This window comes from Marinifilum caeruleilacunae (assembly GCF_013141825.1).
Classification (GTDB): Bacteria; Bacteroidota; Bacteroidia; order Bacteroidales; family Marinifilaceae; genus Marinifilum; species Marinifilum caeruleilacunae.
Window position 1 is genome coordinate 26,083 of sequence record NZ_RZNH01000004.1, and the last position, 15,462, is coordinate 41,544.

The 15,462-nt window shown below is 37.6% G+C and carries 12 protein-coding genes; 1 reads left to right on the forward strand and 11 read right to left on the reverse strand.

Annotated elements, in window-relative coordinates; all coding sequences use genetic code 11:
• Nucleotides 1–91: 91 nt before the first annotated feature.
• Entirely contained in the window at nt 92–802 is a 711-nt protein-coding gene (locus tag ELS83_RS03855) for a hypothetical protein (RefSeq protein WP_171594212.1), read from the forward strand.
• Between the two features lie 189 nt (nt 803–991).
• Here ELS83_RS03855 and ELS83_RS03860 read toward each other — a convergent pair whose 3' ends face one another.
• From ELS83_RS03860 to ELS83_RS03910, 11 genes are all read right to left on the reverse strand, one after another.
• The gene (locus tag ELS83_RS03860; RefSeq protein WP_171594213.1) at nt 992–1,714 is read right to left on the reverse strand and encodes a hypothetical protein; all 723 of its coding nucleotides are present in this window, start codon (nt 1,712–1,714) and stop codon (nt 992–994) included.
• A 147-nt stretch (nt 1,715–1,861) separates the two neighbouring features.
• Nucleotides 1,862–2,596 (reverse strand): MIP/aquaporin family protein, encoded by a 735-nt coding sequence (locus ELS83_RS03865; RefSeq protein ID WP_171594214.1) that lies wholly within the window; start codon nt 2,594–2,596, stop codon nt 1,862–1,864.
• A 149-nt stretch (nt 2,597–2,745) separates the two neighbouring features.
• Nucleotides 2,746–4,245, reverse strand: coding sequence for a glycerol kinase GlpK (gene glpK, locus ELS83_RS03870; RefSeq protein ID WP_171594215.1), 1,500 nt, complete (start codon nt 4,243–4,245; stop codon nt 2,746–2,748).
• Between the two features lie 343 nt (nt 4,246–4,588).
• The gene (locus ELS83_RS03875) at nt 4,589–6,151 is read right to left on the reverse strand and encodes a glycerol-3-phosphate dehydrogenase/oxidase (protein ID WP_171594216.1); all 1,563 of its coding nucleotides are present in this window, start codon (nt 6,149–6,151) and stop codon (nt 4,589–4,591) included.
• Nucleotides 6,152–6,174: 23 nt separating this feature from the next.
• Nucleotides 6,175–6,321 (reverse strand): hypothetical protein, encoded by a 147-nt coding sequence (locus ELS83_RS03880; RefSeq protein WP_171594217.1) that lies wholly within the window; start codon nt 6,319–6,321, stop codon nt 6,175–6,177.
• Between the two features lie 341 nt (nt 6,322–6,662).
• The gene (gene glpK / locus ELS83_RS03885; protein ID WP_171594218.1) at nt 6,663–8,159 is read right to left on the reverse strand and encodes a glycerol kinase GlpK; all 1,497 of its coding nucleotides are present in this window, start codon (nt 8,157–8,159) and stop codon (nt 6,663–6,665) included.
• Nucleotides 8,160–8,190: 31 nt separating this feature from the next.
• Nucleotides 8,191–8,544 (reverse strand): PadR family transcriptional regulator, encoded by a 354-nt coding sequence (locus tag ELS83_RS03890; RefSeq protein ID WP_216616358.1) that lies wholly within the window; start codon nt 8,542–8,544, stop codon nt 8,191–8,193.
• Nucleotides 8,545–8,641: 97 nt separating this feature from the next.
• Nucleotides 8,642–10,828: an AsmA family protein gene (locus tag ELS83_RS03895; protein ID WP_171594219.1), complete on the reverse strand. Its 2,187-nt coding sequence runs from the start codon at nt 10,826–10,828 to the stop codon at nt 8,642–8,644.
• Between the two features lie 121 nt (nt 10,829–10,949).
• Entirely contained in the window at nt 10,950–11,771 is an 822-nt protein-coding gene (locus ELS83_RS03900; protein ID WP_249414403.1) for a mechanosensitive ion channel family protein, read from the reverse strand.
• A 19-nt stretch (nt 11,772–11,790) separates the two neighbouring features.
• The gene (locus tag ELS83_RS22425) at nt 11,791–13,308 is read right to left on the reverse strand and encodes an OmpA family protein (protein WP_171594220.1); all 1,518 of its coding nucleotides are present in this window, start codon (nt 13,306–13,308) and stop codon (nt 11,791–11,793) included.
• A 203-nt stretch (nt 13,309–13,511) separates the two neighbouring features.
• Nucleotides 13,512–15,284 carry a DEAD/DEAH box helicase gene (locus tag ELS83_RS03910; protein WP_171594221.1) on the reverse strand — a complete coding sequence of 591 codons (1,773 nt, stop codon included), beginning with the start codon at nt 15,282–15,284 and terminating at the stop codon, nt 13,512–13,514.
• Nucleotides 15,285–15,462 lie beyond the last annotated feature (178 nt).

Here is a 15,462-nt window from a genome sequence, read left to right on the forward strand (position 1 = left end):
AAAAGCTTTTAAAAGAGACTTACCCGGGTTGTGGTCTCAACAATTTACTAAATAAGAAATATCAGTATTACTGATGAAAAGATTAAAACAAATGAACAATTTAAAAGCCATAGGGGCATTATTAATTTTAGCAGTGGGGTTTGTATCGTGTGACAGTGATGATTTTGACAATACTCCTGAAAAACAAGCAATCGCAGATGTATTTGTACGAGTACAAAAAAGTGGAGACGATACAGTATATGCGCCAGTATTTTATACTTACTCAAACTTTGATATGCAAGATGTAAGTGTGGAAGGACCTGACGCCAGCGGTATTGATAAAGATTTAGCGAAGTACACCAACAAAATGGTGTTTAGATCGATGCCAGTACAGAATGATTTCTCTACTGATGATGTGGAAAATGGCGTTTATCAGTTCGACATTACTGCTGCAGATTTGAAGACTTATACCATTAGTGATAAATTATTGGAAGGTCGTTTGGATCCGGTAGAAATTACAGAATTCAACTACGATAAACTTATTCATTCCATACAAATCGCTTGGGAGAGTGTTGAAGACAGAGATGTATATGTAGTAAAAATTCACAATCAAATCGATGGAGAAATCATCTATGTATCGGACAGAATGATTTCAACAAATCACAGGGTGATTTCTGGCACCGATAACTGGACAGATTTCGATTTAGTGGAAGGACAAAGCTATGTAGTTGGTGTTTATGCTTATAAGTTTGAGTTGCCATCTGCTACTTCAGGTTACGATATCAATTGTGAATCGGTAGCATACCGCGAAATTGAATGGTAAGCTCAAGATCCTTCCAACTGATTTTGAAAAATTAGCACAAAATGAAATCGAGATGATTAAAAAAGCACTAGCTTTCTAAACGATTGATGTTTCAACAAAAAAACTCGCTCTCCATTTGGAAAGCGAGTTTTTATTTTGATCGCTAATAATTGAACCTGATGTTTAGGTTTTTGATGTTTTATGCAAAGTTTAGAAACCGATCCCTAAAATAAGGTTAGCAGTTTCTGCTTGTGGGTTAATAGCGACTTTAGCCCATGCGTTTAGAGAAAAACTCTCTGTAATTTTAATATCTCTTGTAGCTGTAGCTCCAATATTTACAAAGCCTACACTCTCACCATATACCTGGTTTTCGAATGGGTTCAAACCTGCAAATAGTGAAATTTTTTCACCACCAATTGTTACAGGGTAACCAAACTCAAGGTAAGTTGAATAATTCTGATCACCGTTCTCATCTAAATCACGACCATAAAGCATAGTACTTACACAAACGCTCAATGGGAATTTCTCGTTAAAATAGAAGTTGAAACTTGCATCAATCAAGTGATTGGTTGTTGATCTATCTAAATCAAGGTAGTTGTAATCATCGATAGAAGCTCTGTCGCGGTTTGCAAATAAATCCCAAACTGCAATGTTAAAGTGCTCATTAAATTTGTATCCAATGTGGAAATCAAACTCTGAGTAAGTATTGTCGAATGCATATCCACCCCATGCTCCAAATGTGAAGTTTTTGTTTGTATATGCTACGTCCATTTCGAAGTTTGCTGTATTACTTACCATGATACCTCTCCAGTAGTGACGAGTGGTTACCGATGGACTTACTGTTACTTTTCCTTGTGCATTAACATTCATGTTAGATGCAAATAGTATAATAAGCGTAAATAATACCGATAGTTTTAAAACTGATTTTTTCATCTGTTAAGAATTTTGAATTTAGGTCAGATGGTCCCGAATCCCTCCGGGATTTCCATAGATTAAATGATTTTTTGGGCTGTAGAGATCCTGAAGATCTCGATTTCAAGATCTCTACAGTAATAAAATTGAGTAGTGTTATAAACTAGATTATAAGCTCATGAATAAGAATGCTGCTACAGCTGCTCCTACGATTGGTGCAACAACAGGAATCAAAGAGTATCCCCAATCGCTACCACCTTTGTTTTGCATAGGAAGAATAGCATGCATAATTCTTGGACCAAGGTCTCTTGCAGGGTTAATTGCATAACCGGTAGTTCCACCTAATGAAAGACCAATAGCAACAACCAATAAAGCAACTGGTAAAGCACCTAAGGTACCCAATCCAATCTTCGCTCCTTCAACACCAGCAGCTTCGAAAGAAGGACCAGCCAAATAGAAGATCACAAACATCAATACAAATGTTCCGATAACTTCACTCACAACATTACTTCCAAAGTTACGGATAGCAGGACCAGTAGAGAAACAAGCTAGTTTTGCTCCACCATCTTCTGTTGAGTTAAAGTGATCGCGATACATTAACCATACAAGGAAAGCACCGAATGCAGCACCTGCCATTTGTGCAACAATAAAAATACCTACTTTCGACCATGCAAACATACCTGCTACTGCCAAACCAACGGTTACAGCTGGGTTAATGTGTGCTCCAGAAATCGGACCAGCAACTGCTACTGCAGTAAATACTGCCAATCCCCATCCCATTGTGATTACGATCCAACCACTGTTATTTCCTTTGGTATTATTCAATACAACGTTTGCAACTACACCGTTACCTAATAAGATTAGTAACATTGTTCCTATAAATTCTGCTATAAATTCACTCATGACATTATGGTTTATTTAGTAATTGTTAATAAAAGAATGCCGGAACTCTATCTTCTACTGTTCCTCCTTCTCGTTTCCGGCATAGGTTTAAAAATATTTAACCTGGGCACAATCCGATCAACCGAACCCAGGTTGTTAGATGTTGAAAATTAAGCTTCCGTATCCCAATCTTTCGAACGACCAAGGGCTTTATCCCATCCTTTAATCAAGTTCTCTGATTTGTCCTTAGACATTTCTGGCTCGAACTTACGATCCATTGCCCATTGGCTCTTAATTTCGTCAACACTATCCCAATATCCAACTGCTAAACCTGCCAAGTATGCAGCACCTAATGCAGTAGTTTCAAGAGTTTTTGGACGGTATACTGGTGCGTCTAACACATCCGACTGGAATTGCATTAATAAGTTGTTAATTGCAGCACCACCATCAACACGTAATTCGTTAATTTCGATTCCAGCATCAGCTTCCATTGCTTTTAATACGTCTCTTGTCTGGAAAGCGATACCTTCAAGCGCAGCTCTTGCAATATGTGCAGAAGTAGATCCTCTTGTTAAACCAACAATGGTACCTCTTGCATACTGATCCCAGTGAGGAGCTCCTAAACCTGTAAGTGCAGGAACAAGGAATACACCACCATTATCTTCAACCGTACCAGCCAATTGCTCTACTTCAGGTGACGACTTGATAATTCCTAATCCATCACGTAACCACTGTACGATAGCTCCACCCATGAAAATACTTCCTTCAAGACAGTAAGTGGTTTCACCGTTTATTTGCCATCCAATGGTAGTTAATAAGTTGTTGTTTGATTTTACCGGAGTTGTTCCAGTGTTACAAAGCATGAAACATCCTGTTCCATAAGTGTTCTTTACAGAACCTGGTTTGATACACATCTGACCAAATGTAGCTGCTTGCTGGTCGCCTGCAATACCTGCGATAGGTACCTCGTGTGCAAAAAGAGTAGTAACTGTATGTCCGTAAACTTCTGAAGAAGATTTCACTTCAGGAAGAATGCTTGCAGGAATGTCAAGAAGCTCCAACATGTCCTTATCCCACTCTAAAGTTTTGATGTTGTAAAGTAAGGTTCTACTTGCATTGGTTACATCAGTAACGTGCACTTTACCTTGAGTTAATTTCCAGATCAACCAGCTATCGATAGTACCAAATGCTAATTTTCCTGCTTCTGCTTTTTCACGAGCACCTTCAACATTGTCAAGAATCCATTTTACTTTAGTTCCCGAGAAGTATGAGTCGATAATCAAACCTGTCTTATCCTGAATCATATCAGCATGACCTTGTGCCTTTAACTCATCACAATATTTTGATGTACGACGATCCTGCCAAACGATTGCATTGTAAATTGGCTCACTGGTTTCGCGGTCCCATACAACTGTAGTCTCTCTCTGGTTTGTGATACCAATCCCTGCAATGCTCTTTCCATTAGCTCCAGCTTGTGTAATTGCCTCGGCAGCTACACCTGCTTGTGTAGACCAAATTTCGTTTGCATCGTGCTCTACCCATCCTGGCTGAGGGAAAATTTGGGTGAATTCCTTCTGTGCCACACTTACCATCTCACCTTGCTTGTTGAAAACGATTGCTCTCGAACTTGTAGTTCCCTGGTCTAAAGCTAAAATAAACTTGTCTTCCATAATTCAATTAATTTGGGTTATTGTGTTATAAAAATTAGTTTCTTTCCGAGTGCCAAATCGCAAAAATTCACCAATTGTAAACGATTGCAATTTTGCGGTAAAAATTTTTAATCCTTCGGATTAAACACTCAAGTCTTATCGGACCTGATTAGGTTTTTTATGAAGTGAATCACACTTCAGGGTTTCTCTTGAAAAATGTAGGACAGTCAGAGCAAAGAAATATCGTGCCAAAACTAACAAATTGATTAATAATATTGTAACAATTAATAAAATCAGTAGTTATAAATAACAGACTAAGAACTACCTTTAATAAATGCCTTGCTCAATTCGTCCTACATTATTCCTATTTCAGTATGTATTGGGCTGCCAAATCTTTAAATTTCTTTACCTGATTTTCTTCCCATTTTTTATCGTATCCAAGCTCACTTGCCATTAATTCGGCAACTTTTGGAGCCATCTTCACACTCTCTTTCGCATCCAGTAGTAAGGCTCGGGTTCTGCGAGATAAAACATCTTCAACCGTTCTTGCCATTTCATGTCGAACAGCCCAAACCACTTGTGCATTAATTACACTTAGTTCCTTACTTAAATATTCATGTAAGCCATCCTCTTTTTTAGCAAGTTCCATGATCTTCTCCTCATCCGATCCATAGAAATACATTGGATTACTCAAATCCGGATTTTCTTTATATCCGTGAATTCGCAAATTTCTTGTTTTTGATTTTTTCTGCTCCAAACCTGCTGTTCTGGCTACTGTATTCATTACATCTTCAGCCATTTGTCGGTATGTAGTCCATTTCCCACCTGTAAGAGTTACCAAACCAGATTCCGACACAACAATTTTATGTCCTCTCGAGATCTCTTTGGTTTTGGCACCATCCTGTGTAGGTGCAGCCAAAGGTCTTAAGCCAGCAAATACGCTTCTTACATCTGATCTTTTAGGTGGTTTTTCCAGAAATCTGCCTGCAGTTTCCAAAATAAAATCAACTTCCTCTTCCAACGCCTTCGGTTCTAATTCTGCTTTATCTTTGTGTACATCGGTAGTACCAACAACCACTTTATTATGCCATGGTACAGCAAACAATACACGTCCGTCACTTGTTTTAGGAATCATTACGGCATAATCTCCCGGAACGAACTCTTTATCTAACACCAAGTGAACACCTTGACTCACCTTTACGATATCTTTCGCTTTTGGTTTGTCCATTTTGATCACATCATCAACAAAAACTCCGGTTGCATTCAGAACAGACTTAGCTTCAATTACATATGACTCTCCATTTTCGAGATCAATTGCCCTTACCGCAGTGATTTTACCATCGGTTTTCTCAAAACCATTCACTTTCATGTAATTAATCGCAACACCACCATTTTCAACAAATGTTTGACACATATTAATGGCTAATCTCGAGTCATCGAACTGTCCGTCGTGATAAACGACTCCACCACTTAGGTTTTCGCTTTTAAGAGTTGGAATATACTTTAGTGTTCTTTTTTTCGAGAATGGCAATGATCGTCCATATCCCAGCTTACCTGCCATCAAGTCGTACAAAGTAAGTCCTAATGTATAGTAAGGCGTTCCCCACCATGTGTAATTTGGAATAATAAAAGATTGGTCTTTTACCAGGTGAGGTGCATTTTGCTTTAACAAACCTCTTTCTCTTAAAGCTTCAAGAACTAAGGAAATATTTCCTTGAGCAAGATATCTAACGCCACCATGAACCAACTTTGTACTTCTACTCGAAGTACCTTTGGCGAAATCATCCTGTTCAAGAAGAAGGGTTTTGTAACCACGAGTCGAAGATTCAATGGCTGCGCCCAAACCCGATGCTCCGCCACCTACAATGATAACATCCCATTTCTGATTTGCACTCTTTACTTCTCTTAGCATCTTTCCTCTATCCATGACTGCACAACCTATTGATTCTTCTACAATTCCTTCTCCCAGTATTCCCAAATACTTCCTTTCGCTTCTTCTTCCTCCTGAGTTGCCTGTTCTTTTTGTCCCGACAAAATGTCAAGAAAAAAAGAATAGAGGCGATTCCCCATTTGCATATCAAATCTTACATCTTCCATAGTAGTATTAAAATATAAATCTGAATACACAGTACATTGTCTTACTATGTACCTTTGTCAAAAAAAACGGAAGTACTCTTCCTGTTAAGATTCAAATTCGTAAAAAGGTACTCTTTTTCAAACTTGAACATTACAAAGCTAAATAAAATACTTAGTTATACAAGGTGCTTGGTGAAAAAATGTATTATTTTAATTTAGTCTAAAAGGTTTGCATAAGCTAAAACACCCACGATTACTGTGTTTCTTAGTCATCAATCAGCTTAAAACGAATACCAAAAAAAAAGAATAGGTTATCTCATAACTTGAAATAACCTATCCTATATCTCTTGAATCAGACATATTTAATCTTCTGAATCGATCCAGTTTTGAGAACGACTAACCGCCTTTTCCCAGTATTTTTTATGGTGTTTTACCGTATCCTTATCCATTTTAACTTCGTACTCCTTATCGAGTTTCCAATGGTTCTGAATTTCTTCTACACTATCCCAGAAACCCACACCCAAGCCAGCAAGGTATGCTGCTCCAACAGCGGTAATTTCTTTAATTTCAGGTCGAACAATTGGCAAATCAAGGAAATCTGCCTGGTATTGTAGTAAGGTATCATTGGCCATCAAACCTCCACCTCTTAATTGTTCTACCTTCATACCAGAGTCCGCTTCCATTGTTTTTAACACATCCGATGATCGGTGTGCAATACATTCCAGCGAAGCGCGAGCAATATGGCCAATGCTGGTTCCCATATTTAATCCCCAGAAAGTTCCCCTGGCATACTGATCCCAATAGGGAGCTCCCAATCCTGTAAAGGCAGGAACAATATAAACTCCTCCATTATCTTTTTCAGTTAGAGCAAGCGATTCAATTTCTTCAATAGAATGAATTAAATTCAAACTATCGCGCAGCCATTGAATTACAGCACCTCCAATAAACACACTTCCTTCAAGTGCATAGGTAACTTTATCACCAATTCCCCAGGCAATGGTTGTAATCAGATCATTTTTCGATTGTACTGGTTTATCGCCAGTATTCATTAAAATAAAACAACCTGTGTTATAGGTATTTTTAATCATACCTTTCTCGAAGCATGCTTGTCCAAAAAGTGCTGCCTGCTGATCACCGCAAATACCAGAAATTGGAATTTCTTCTCCAAACATTGATCTTCGGGTATGCCCATACACTTCGCTCGAAGAGCATACTTTTGGCAGAATAGATTCTGGAATATCAAGCAATTCCAGCAATTCCTGATCCCAACACAAATCGTGTATATTATAAAGCATCGTACGACTTGCGTTCGACACATCAGTTACATGAAGTTCTCCTTTGGTTAGTTTCCAGATCAACCAGCTATCTACAGTACCAAAAGCCAATTTACCTTGTTCGGCTTTTTCTCTTGCGCCTTCGATATTATCAAGTAACCATTTTACTTTGGTTGCAGAAAAGAATGCATCCAAAATCAAACCGGTTTTGTCTTTTATTTTCTGAGAGTAACCTTTCTCCTTAAGCTCATCGCAAATTCTCGATGTTCTTTTATCCTGCCAAACAATGGCATTGTTAATAGGCTCTCCCGTTTCTTTATCCCAGATTATGGTAGTCTCCCTTTGGTTGGTGATTCCAATTCCTGCGATATCTTTCCCGCTTAATCCTTTCTTTGCCAATACTTCTTCAGCCACCGATGCTTGCGAATACCATATTTCCCTGGCATCTTGCTCAATCCACCCTGGTTTCGGATAATACTGCTCATACTCCTTCTGAACTTGCGCAACTATTTCACCTTTCTTATTAAATAAAATTGCTTTCGAAATTGACGTTCCCTGATCTAAGGATAAAATATAGTCCTTCATTCCCTTTGGTAATTAATTGTAATTAACAGTTTTACGCATTCTCCTTTATCCTTTTAATAGATAGGTTTAAGGAATCAACATACTCGCGCATTATTTCCAAATGCGAAGCGCCTTCGTCGGTAAGTTTGTAGTATTTTCTTGGAATACCAGTATCCATTTCTGCCCATTCCGAAGTCACCAACTTTTCTTTCTTCAGTCGGTTCAAGAGAGGGTAAATTGTACCTTCCGCAATTTCAAGCGAGGTAAATTGATTCATTTCACTAATTAATTCGTAACCATAACATGGCTTCGATCTTAATAGTAAGAGGATAATGTATTCCAGGAGTCCCTTTTTGAATTGAGACTTCCATTTTGTTATAAAGTATTCGTTGATTTCGTGATTCATGGTGTAACAAACATATAAAAAAATACATAGTTTTACAAGATATCTTGCAAGAGCAAAGTCTTTGTATTATCTAATACTTGATTATGACTCATATAAACTATTTAATCGAAACTTCCACTCTAAATTTTGCTTCCTTTTGTTGGTCGGACAGATTTCTTAAATCGGCTGTCTTGACCGTAAAGTTGTCTGGAGAAATTTGTAAACTGTCTTTCATGTAGACCTTCAATGAATGATTTCTTCCATCAATAATGGAATCCAACATCGCTTTTAATTTTTGATCTCCAATAATGGAATGACATTTTTCTTTGAATGGAGCTGTAATCTCCAATTTTTGCCCGAGTTTATAATTCAAAAATGTAGGCTTATCTTCTGCCCAAGCTACAAAATCAGCACCAAACAGTTCGTTTTTTTCAGCTACATCCAATTCAGCATACATTTTAGAACATTTGCTTAGCGCGATTAAATCCTTCTCCAATGTATCATCTGTTTCCTGGGTGAAGGTAAATACGAGCTCAGGCTTTTTCTCTATAATTTTTGAAATATCCTGCAAAGTTGCTTTGTGCTTCTTCTCCAATTCCACTCTTGAATATTCCATCGGAATGGTTTCAATGCTTTCGGGATTTGTTCCCGCTATACTTCCCAAAATTCCAAAAGGTTTTGCTGCCGTTTTTACGAGAAAATTCATGAATGTCTTCCAAATGATTTTACGCAATTTAAAATTAGGTTCCTTAGGATTTCCCGAAACAGGCAAGTCAAATTCAATATTGTCATTCTGATCTTTTAGAAGATACAAGGCCAGTCTGACCGGAGCTTTTATTGTATTAGGATCATTGGTCTTCTTCCCAAAATCGAATTCAGAAATTTTTATTTGGTTTTGATTTTCCAGATGATCTGGCTTCATATCAATACTGCAATTGTAATCTAAAGTTCCCTGTGTAATTGGCCTGGCAATATAAAATTCTGTATATGGCGAAAAGCTCATTAATTCCAAACCTGAAAGTTTGCTATCCAAGCTAAAATTATGAACATTCTGCAGGCTAAACCTGGCATTTCCTTTAACTTCTCCTCCTCCATTCAAGTTCATCGAATAGTTTACCGGGACACTCTTGGCAAGAGCGGTAATTTCACCAAGACTTATCCCAATATCCTGAATATCGTATACAAAATCACGGTTTAATGTTTTATCAACAAACTGTAAAAATCCACCTTCAATTATTGTGGTATCAACAGCGTAAAACATCTCAGCTTCCTTCACAATAGAATCTGTTTCCATTTCAACTGAATCAACAACCATAACTGGCTGAAACACCCTTTCAAAATTGGTATTGTTCTTAAATAAAGTGGCATATATTTCCGGTTTAACAAGACTTACTTTTCCAATTTTGTAGTAAGACTTGCCAATATGCAAAGAATCTAAATCTACCAAAGCAGATTTTGCAGCAAGAAACCGATTTCCTTCCTGATCCAATAACTTAAAATCGTTTAAGCTGGCATCACCTTTCACAAATACATCCATAAAATCTGTCATACTTCCATCAATTGTAAGCGATGTATTCATTTTCCCATTCATGCTTGATATTTTCATGTAATCTTTTAGGTAAGCAAGAAATGGACTGATATCAACTGAACTAACAGTAAGATCGATTTGGTATCGCTCATTGGAATGATCCACATCAGCTTTTATCCCAACATTTCCTTCATTGCCTAATGAAAAATCTACACCCATCTCCGATTTCTGGTTATCCCAGGCAACAACAGGCAATTCCAGGTTAATATTCTTCAAATCCAACAGGTTATCCTTTTCCTTATCAAAATAAGCCACATCACTATTTTTTATTTCGATATTGTAAATGGAGAATTTTGTGTTTTTATTCTCCGGTTCAACTGCTAAACTATCCGAAACACTTTCTTCAGCGGGCAACAAATCATCAAAATTAAAGCCCAGGCTATCCTGAATTACAGAAACATTTAAACCATCGAGGTATATTTGGGAGACAGAATACTCTCCAGACAACAATTTCCAGGGAGATACATTTACATACAACTCCTTAAATGCAACGAATTCATCACTTCCATTTTCTTCATATAAGTGTAAATTCTTAATGCGAACAGCAACTTTTGCATAGTTAAAATGTAATTCTGCAATATGAAGTTTTCTGCCGATTAGTTCTTCAGAATGCTTAATTACATAGTGTTTTACGATTGTAGAGAGAAAAAAGAAGAGTACAAAAAGTACAGTAAGTATTGAGACTACGATGATTTTCTTTTTTGAGAATCGGATCATTTAGCATTGAATTAAATTAAACAATCAAAGCTAAATAATAAGTTTATTATTTCCTGTTATTCGATTGTTTTTTACACAAAAAAAGGAGGCTTTCGCCTCCTCATCATTTCATCAAAAACAATTAATGATTGTAAACATGAATATCTCTCTGTGGGAAAGGAATTCCAACTTCGTTCTTGTCGAATTCTTTCTTCACTGTTTCCTGCATAAAGAAGAATACATCCCAGTAATCGGCTGCATTTACCCATGCTCTTACTGTAAAATTAACCGAACTATCTGCCAATTCTGAAACGGCAATAAAATGCGCCGGATCTTTCAATACTTTTGGATGGTTTTCCAATAATCCTTCCAATATTCCCTTCGCTTTGTCAATATCGTCAGAATAACCAATACCAAATGTCATATCAACTCTTCGGGTAGGCTGAGTCGAATAATTGATCATTGACCCTGTTGACAAACCACCATTAGGTATAATAATTGTCTTATTATCAAGCGAAAGCAGAATTGTATTAAAAAGCTGAATCTCTTTTACAACACCAAGATAACCTTGAGCTTCAAGCAAGTCTCCAACCTTAAATGGCTTGAAGATCAAAATCATTACGCCACCAGCAAAGTTTTGTAGTGTTCCTGATAAAGCCATACCTACTGCCAAACCCGCGGCACCCAAGATGGCAATAAACGAAGTCATTTGCACACCAATCATTCCTACCACAGCAATGAAGAGCATCACTTTCAACAGTATCGATAGCATACTAACAATGAATGGCTTTAATGTTGCATCCAATTCATTTTTATCCATCAATTTCGCAATTCCTTTTGTGATTATTTTAATAATCCACAAACCGATAATAAGGGTGACAATAGCCAATAACAACTTTGGCGCATAAGCCATCGCCATGTTCCACAACTGATCTGATTTACTAAAAATTACATCCATATCCATTTTTTTCTTGTTTTGGTTTTTATTTAATATTTAATTCAAATTCAACTCTTCTGTTTAAAGCTCTGCCAGCCGCGGTTGTATTGTCTGCAATTGGATTGGCTTCTCCAAATCCTTTTGCGTCAATTTTAGCCGAAGAGATTCCCTTAGAGATTAGGTAAGCTTTTGTTGCCTGCGCTCTTTTATCACTCAATTTCAAATTCATTTCATCTTTCCCCTGGCTATCGGTATAACCGGCAATTTTCAAGGAGTAAGCAGGATGCTCATTCATGATCCTTGCCACTTCGTCAAGTATTTTCTTTGACTTTGCTGTAAGTGCATCCCTACCCGAAGCAAAATGAACGTTTTTAGCAGCAAACTCAAGTTCTTTCTTCACTTCCGCTTTAATTTCAGGACAACCGTAATTGCTGGCCGGTCCGGCTACATTCGGACATTTATCTTCCTCGTTAACAACACCATCATTGTCATCGTCAAAAGCACATCCATTGGCATCAACCTTGTATCCTGGTTTTGTGTTCGGGCATTGGTCATCTTTATCTGGTACACCATCTCCATCTGAATCAGGACATCCATTCAGCGATTTTAAACCCTTAACATCGGGGCACTCATCTTCTGCATCAGGTACACCATCGCCATCGGTATCAGGGCAACCGGCAAATTGAACTTCTCCTTTTACATTCGGGCATTTATCATCTTTATCTGGTACACCATCGCCATCAGAATCCGGGCAACCGTTCAACAATGCGCTTCCTGCCAGCATTGGGCATTCATCCTTGTAGTCTGGTACGCCATCACCATCGGTATCTATCGGACAACCGTTTTTGTCTACCTGAACCCCTGAAGGAGTATTTGGACATTCATCGCGATTATCGCTTACTCCATCACCATCAGAATCTGATGAAGCGCCAAAGCTGTACACCACACCAATGCTGTTTTGCATGAATTTATCATGGTACATTTCGGTATCTCGCTTCTTACTTTTAACGCCATCGTATTTATCATTTAATGGATAGAAAATACCTGTCTCTAAAAGAATACTCCATCTTTCATCGATTCTAAATTTAATACCGGCACCATAATAGAAATTCAGGTTGATATAATCTCGATCAAAATAATTTCCATAAGCAGTTCCTTCCGCATTTACAAAGGAACTACCAAATCCTCCAACCAGGAATGGGGAAATTCTAACATCTTCGTCAAGAATGTATCCATTATTGAATTTATACCTAAGGTTAAGGTTAGTATTTACCAACCAATCATCAAAGTTGGCAAACTCTTTCTTGTATTTTGAATTGAATACGCTAAGTTTAAACTCCGCATCAAATGATGAATTAAGATATCTGCTTAAACTGGCTGCACCGATAACCGGGAATCGAGGTTCAATGGTCCAGAAGCCATTACCCAGGTCTCCCTTATAACTATTAAAATTGGCATAGATACCAAGGCCCCATTTTTCATCGGCATTTTGGGCATTAACATGGAAGGTAGTGAGCATTGCCAATAAAATTAGCAATGAGGTTCGTGTGTAGAATTTCTTCATAGCATAATAATTAAATAAATTTTTTCATAATAAAAATCCAAAATCAGATTTCCATAGATTAAATTTAAATAAAAATTAGCGTAAATTAAAGCCTACAGGTCATTAATTATGTGCGACTTACTCTCAAACGTATGCGCTTTTTATTTATCTTTTTTTAAACAATATAAATTTAAACATCATTTAACTCCATAAAAAAAAGAGGCTTACGCCTCTTTTCTTTTTCTGTCAAAATTTCTTTTTCCATCGCCTTTTCCTCTGCGATCTTTTGAAGAATCTTTTCGGTAACCTCTATCTCTTCGATCTCCTCTACCTCGGTCTCCCCTACTTCTTTCTCCTCCTCGTGAGCGTCCTTTTCGATGTCCACTCTCCGATGGTCTGTCTCCCGAAACTTCAATTCTGATTTTTCTTCCACCAATAACGGCTCCGGCAAATCCTTTAATAATTTCATCGGTAAATCCGTTGTCCACATCAAAGAATGAGAACACACCTTTTAGGTCAACTCTACCTACGTTTTTACCACGAACACCACACTGTTTGTGAATCAGGTTTAACAAACGAGGTACATCGATACCATCTTTCTTACCAATATTGATAAACAATCGATCTTCACCATTGCTACCCTCTTTTTTGTTTCTTCTCTGGGTAGTTGATTTTAGGTTCAAATCATCAGCATTCTTGTAATATTCCCAAAATCGGTTAAACTCTAAAGAAACAAAGCGTTTAATCAGCTCTTCACGATTTAGGTTTTCTAATTCTTCGTTAATTCCATCGATAAATGGTGCAATCTCTTCCTCTTCCACTTCAACTTCGTTAACACGATGCATGAAGTTCATTAACTGGCGCTCGCACACTTCTTTTCCTACAGGAATTTTCACTTGCTCGAAATCAGCTTTCAATCTTCTCGAAAGATCTTTTACTTTGCGCTCCTCTCTAGGAGTTACCAAAGCAATGGAAATTCCTTTCTTTCCAGCACGAGCGGTACGACCACTACGGTGAGTGTAGAATTCCAACTCATCTGGCAGGTTGTAATGAATTACGTGAGAAAGATCATCAACATCGATACCACGAGCAGCAACATCGGTAGCAACCAATAATTGCAATGATTTATTCTTGAAGTTACGCATTACCCTGTCGCGCTGAACCTGAGTTAAATCTCCATGTAAAGCATCGGCATTGTAACCATCTTTCATTAATAATTCGGCAACTTCCTGAGTTTCCTTTCGGGTTCTACAGAAAATAATACCATAAATATCTGGATAAAAATCAACCACACGTTTCAATACATTGTAACGGTCGCGATTGTTCAACATGTAATATTGGTGTTCAATATTCTTGTTGGTTGTATTTGCCTTTCCTACAGTTACTTCCACAGGATCAGTCATATAGTTCTTAGAGATTCGTCGAACTTCAGCTGGCATAGTTGCAGAAAACAACCAAGTCACTTTTTCTTCGGATGTAGAAGATAAGATGGCATCAATATCCTCTTTAAATCCCATGTTCAACATTTCATCTGCCTCATCAAGAATTAAATATTCAACAGCAGATAAGTTAACAGCCTTCCTTCTAATTAAATCAAGAAGACGCCCCGGGGTAGCCACAATTACATGTGCTCCTCTTTTCAATTTTCGAATTTGCTCTTCGATACTTGCACCCCCGTACACATTTACAACATTCAAGTTTAAGATATTCTTCGAGAATGTCTTAAGATCGTCTGCAATTTGGATTCCCAATTCCCTTGTTGGGGATAGAATCAAAGCTTGCGGTATTTTTACCTGAGGCTCGATAAGCTCAAGCAAAGGTAAACCGAAAGCCGCCGTTTTTCCTGTTCCGGTCTGAGCCAATCCCACAAAGTCAGATCTTCCGTCAAGAAGAATTGGGATGGCTTGTTCTTGGATAGGAGTTGGGGTTTCGAAGCCTAATTCGGAAATAGCTTCTAGTATGGCCTTTGAAAGACCAAGATTTTCAAATGAATTCATTCTATAAATTTTATGAGCGGCAAAGGTAGCAATTAAAATAGGAAGTATGGCCTAATTTGAATAGAATGATACAAATTAATTTTCGAAAGTTAATTTTCTGATTTTTAACAAGAAAGAAGACTGATTGATTCCTGTGAATTAGCCTTTTTTTTCTTTAATTCAAGAGAATTTTAAATGC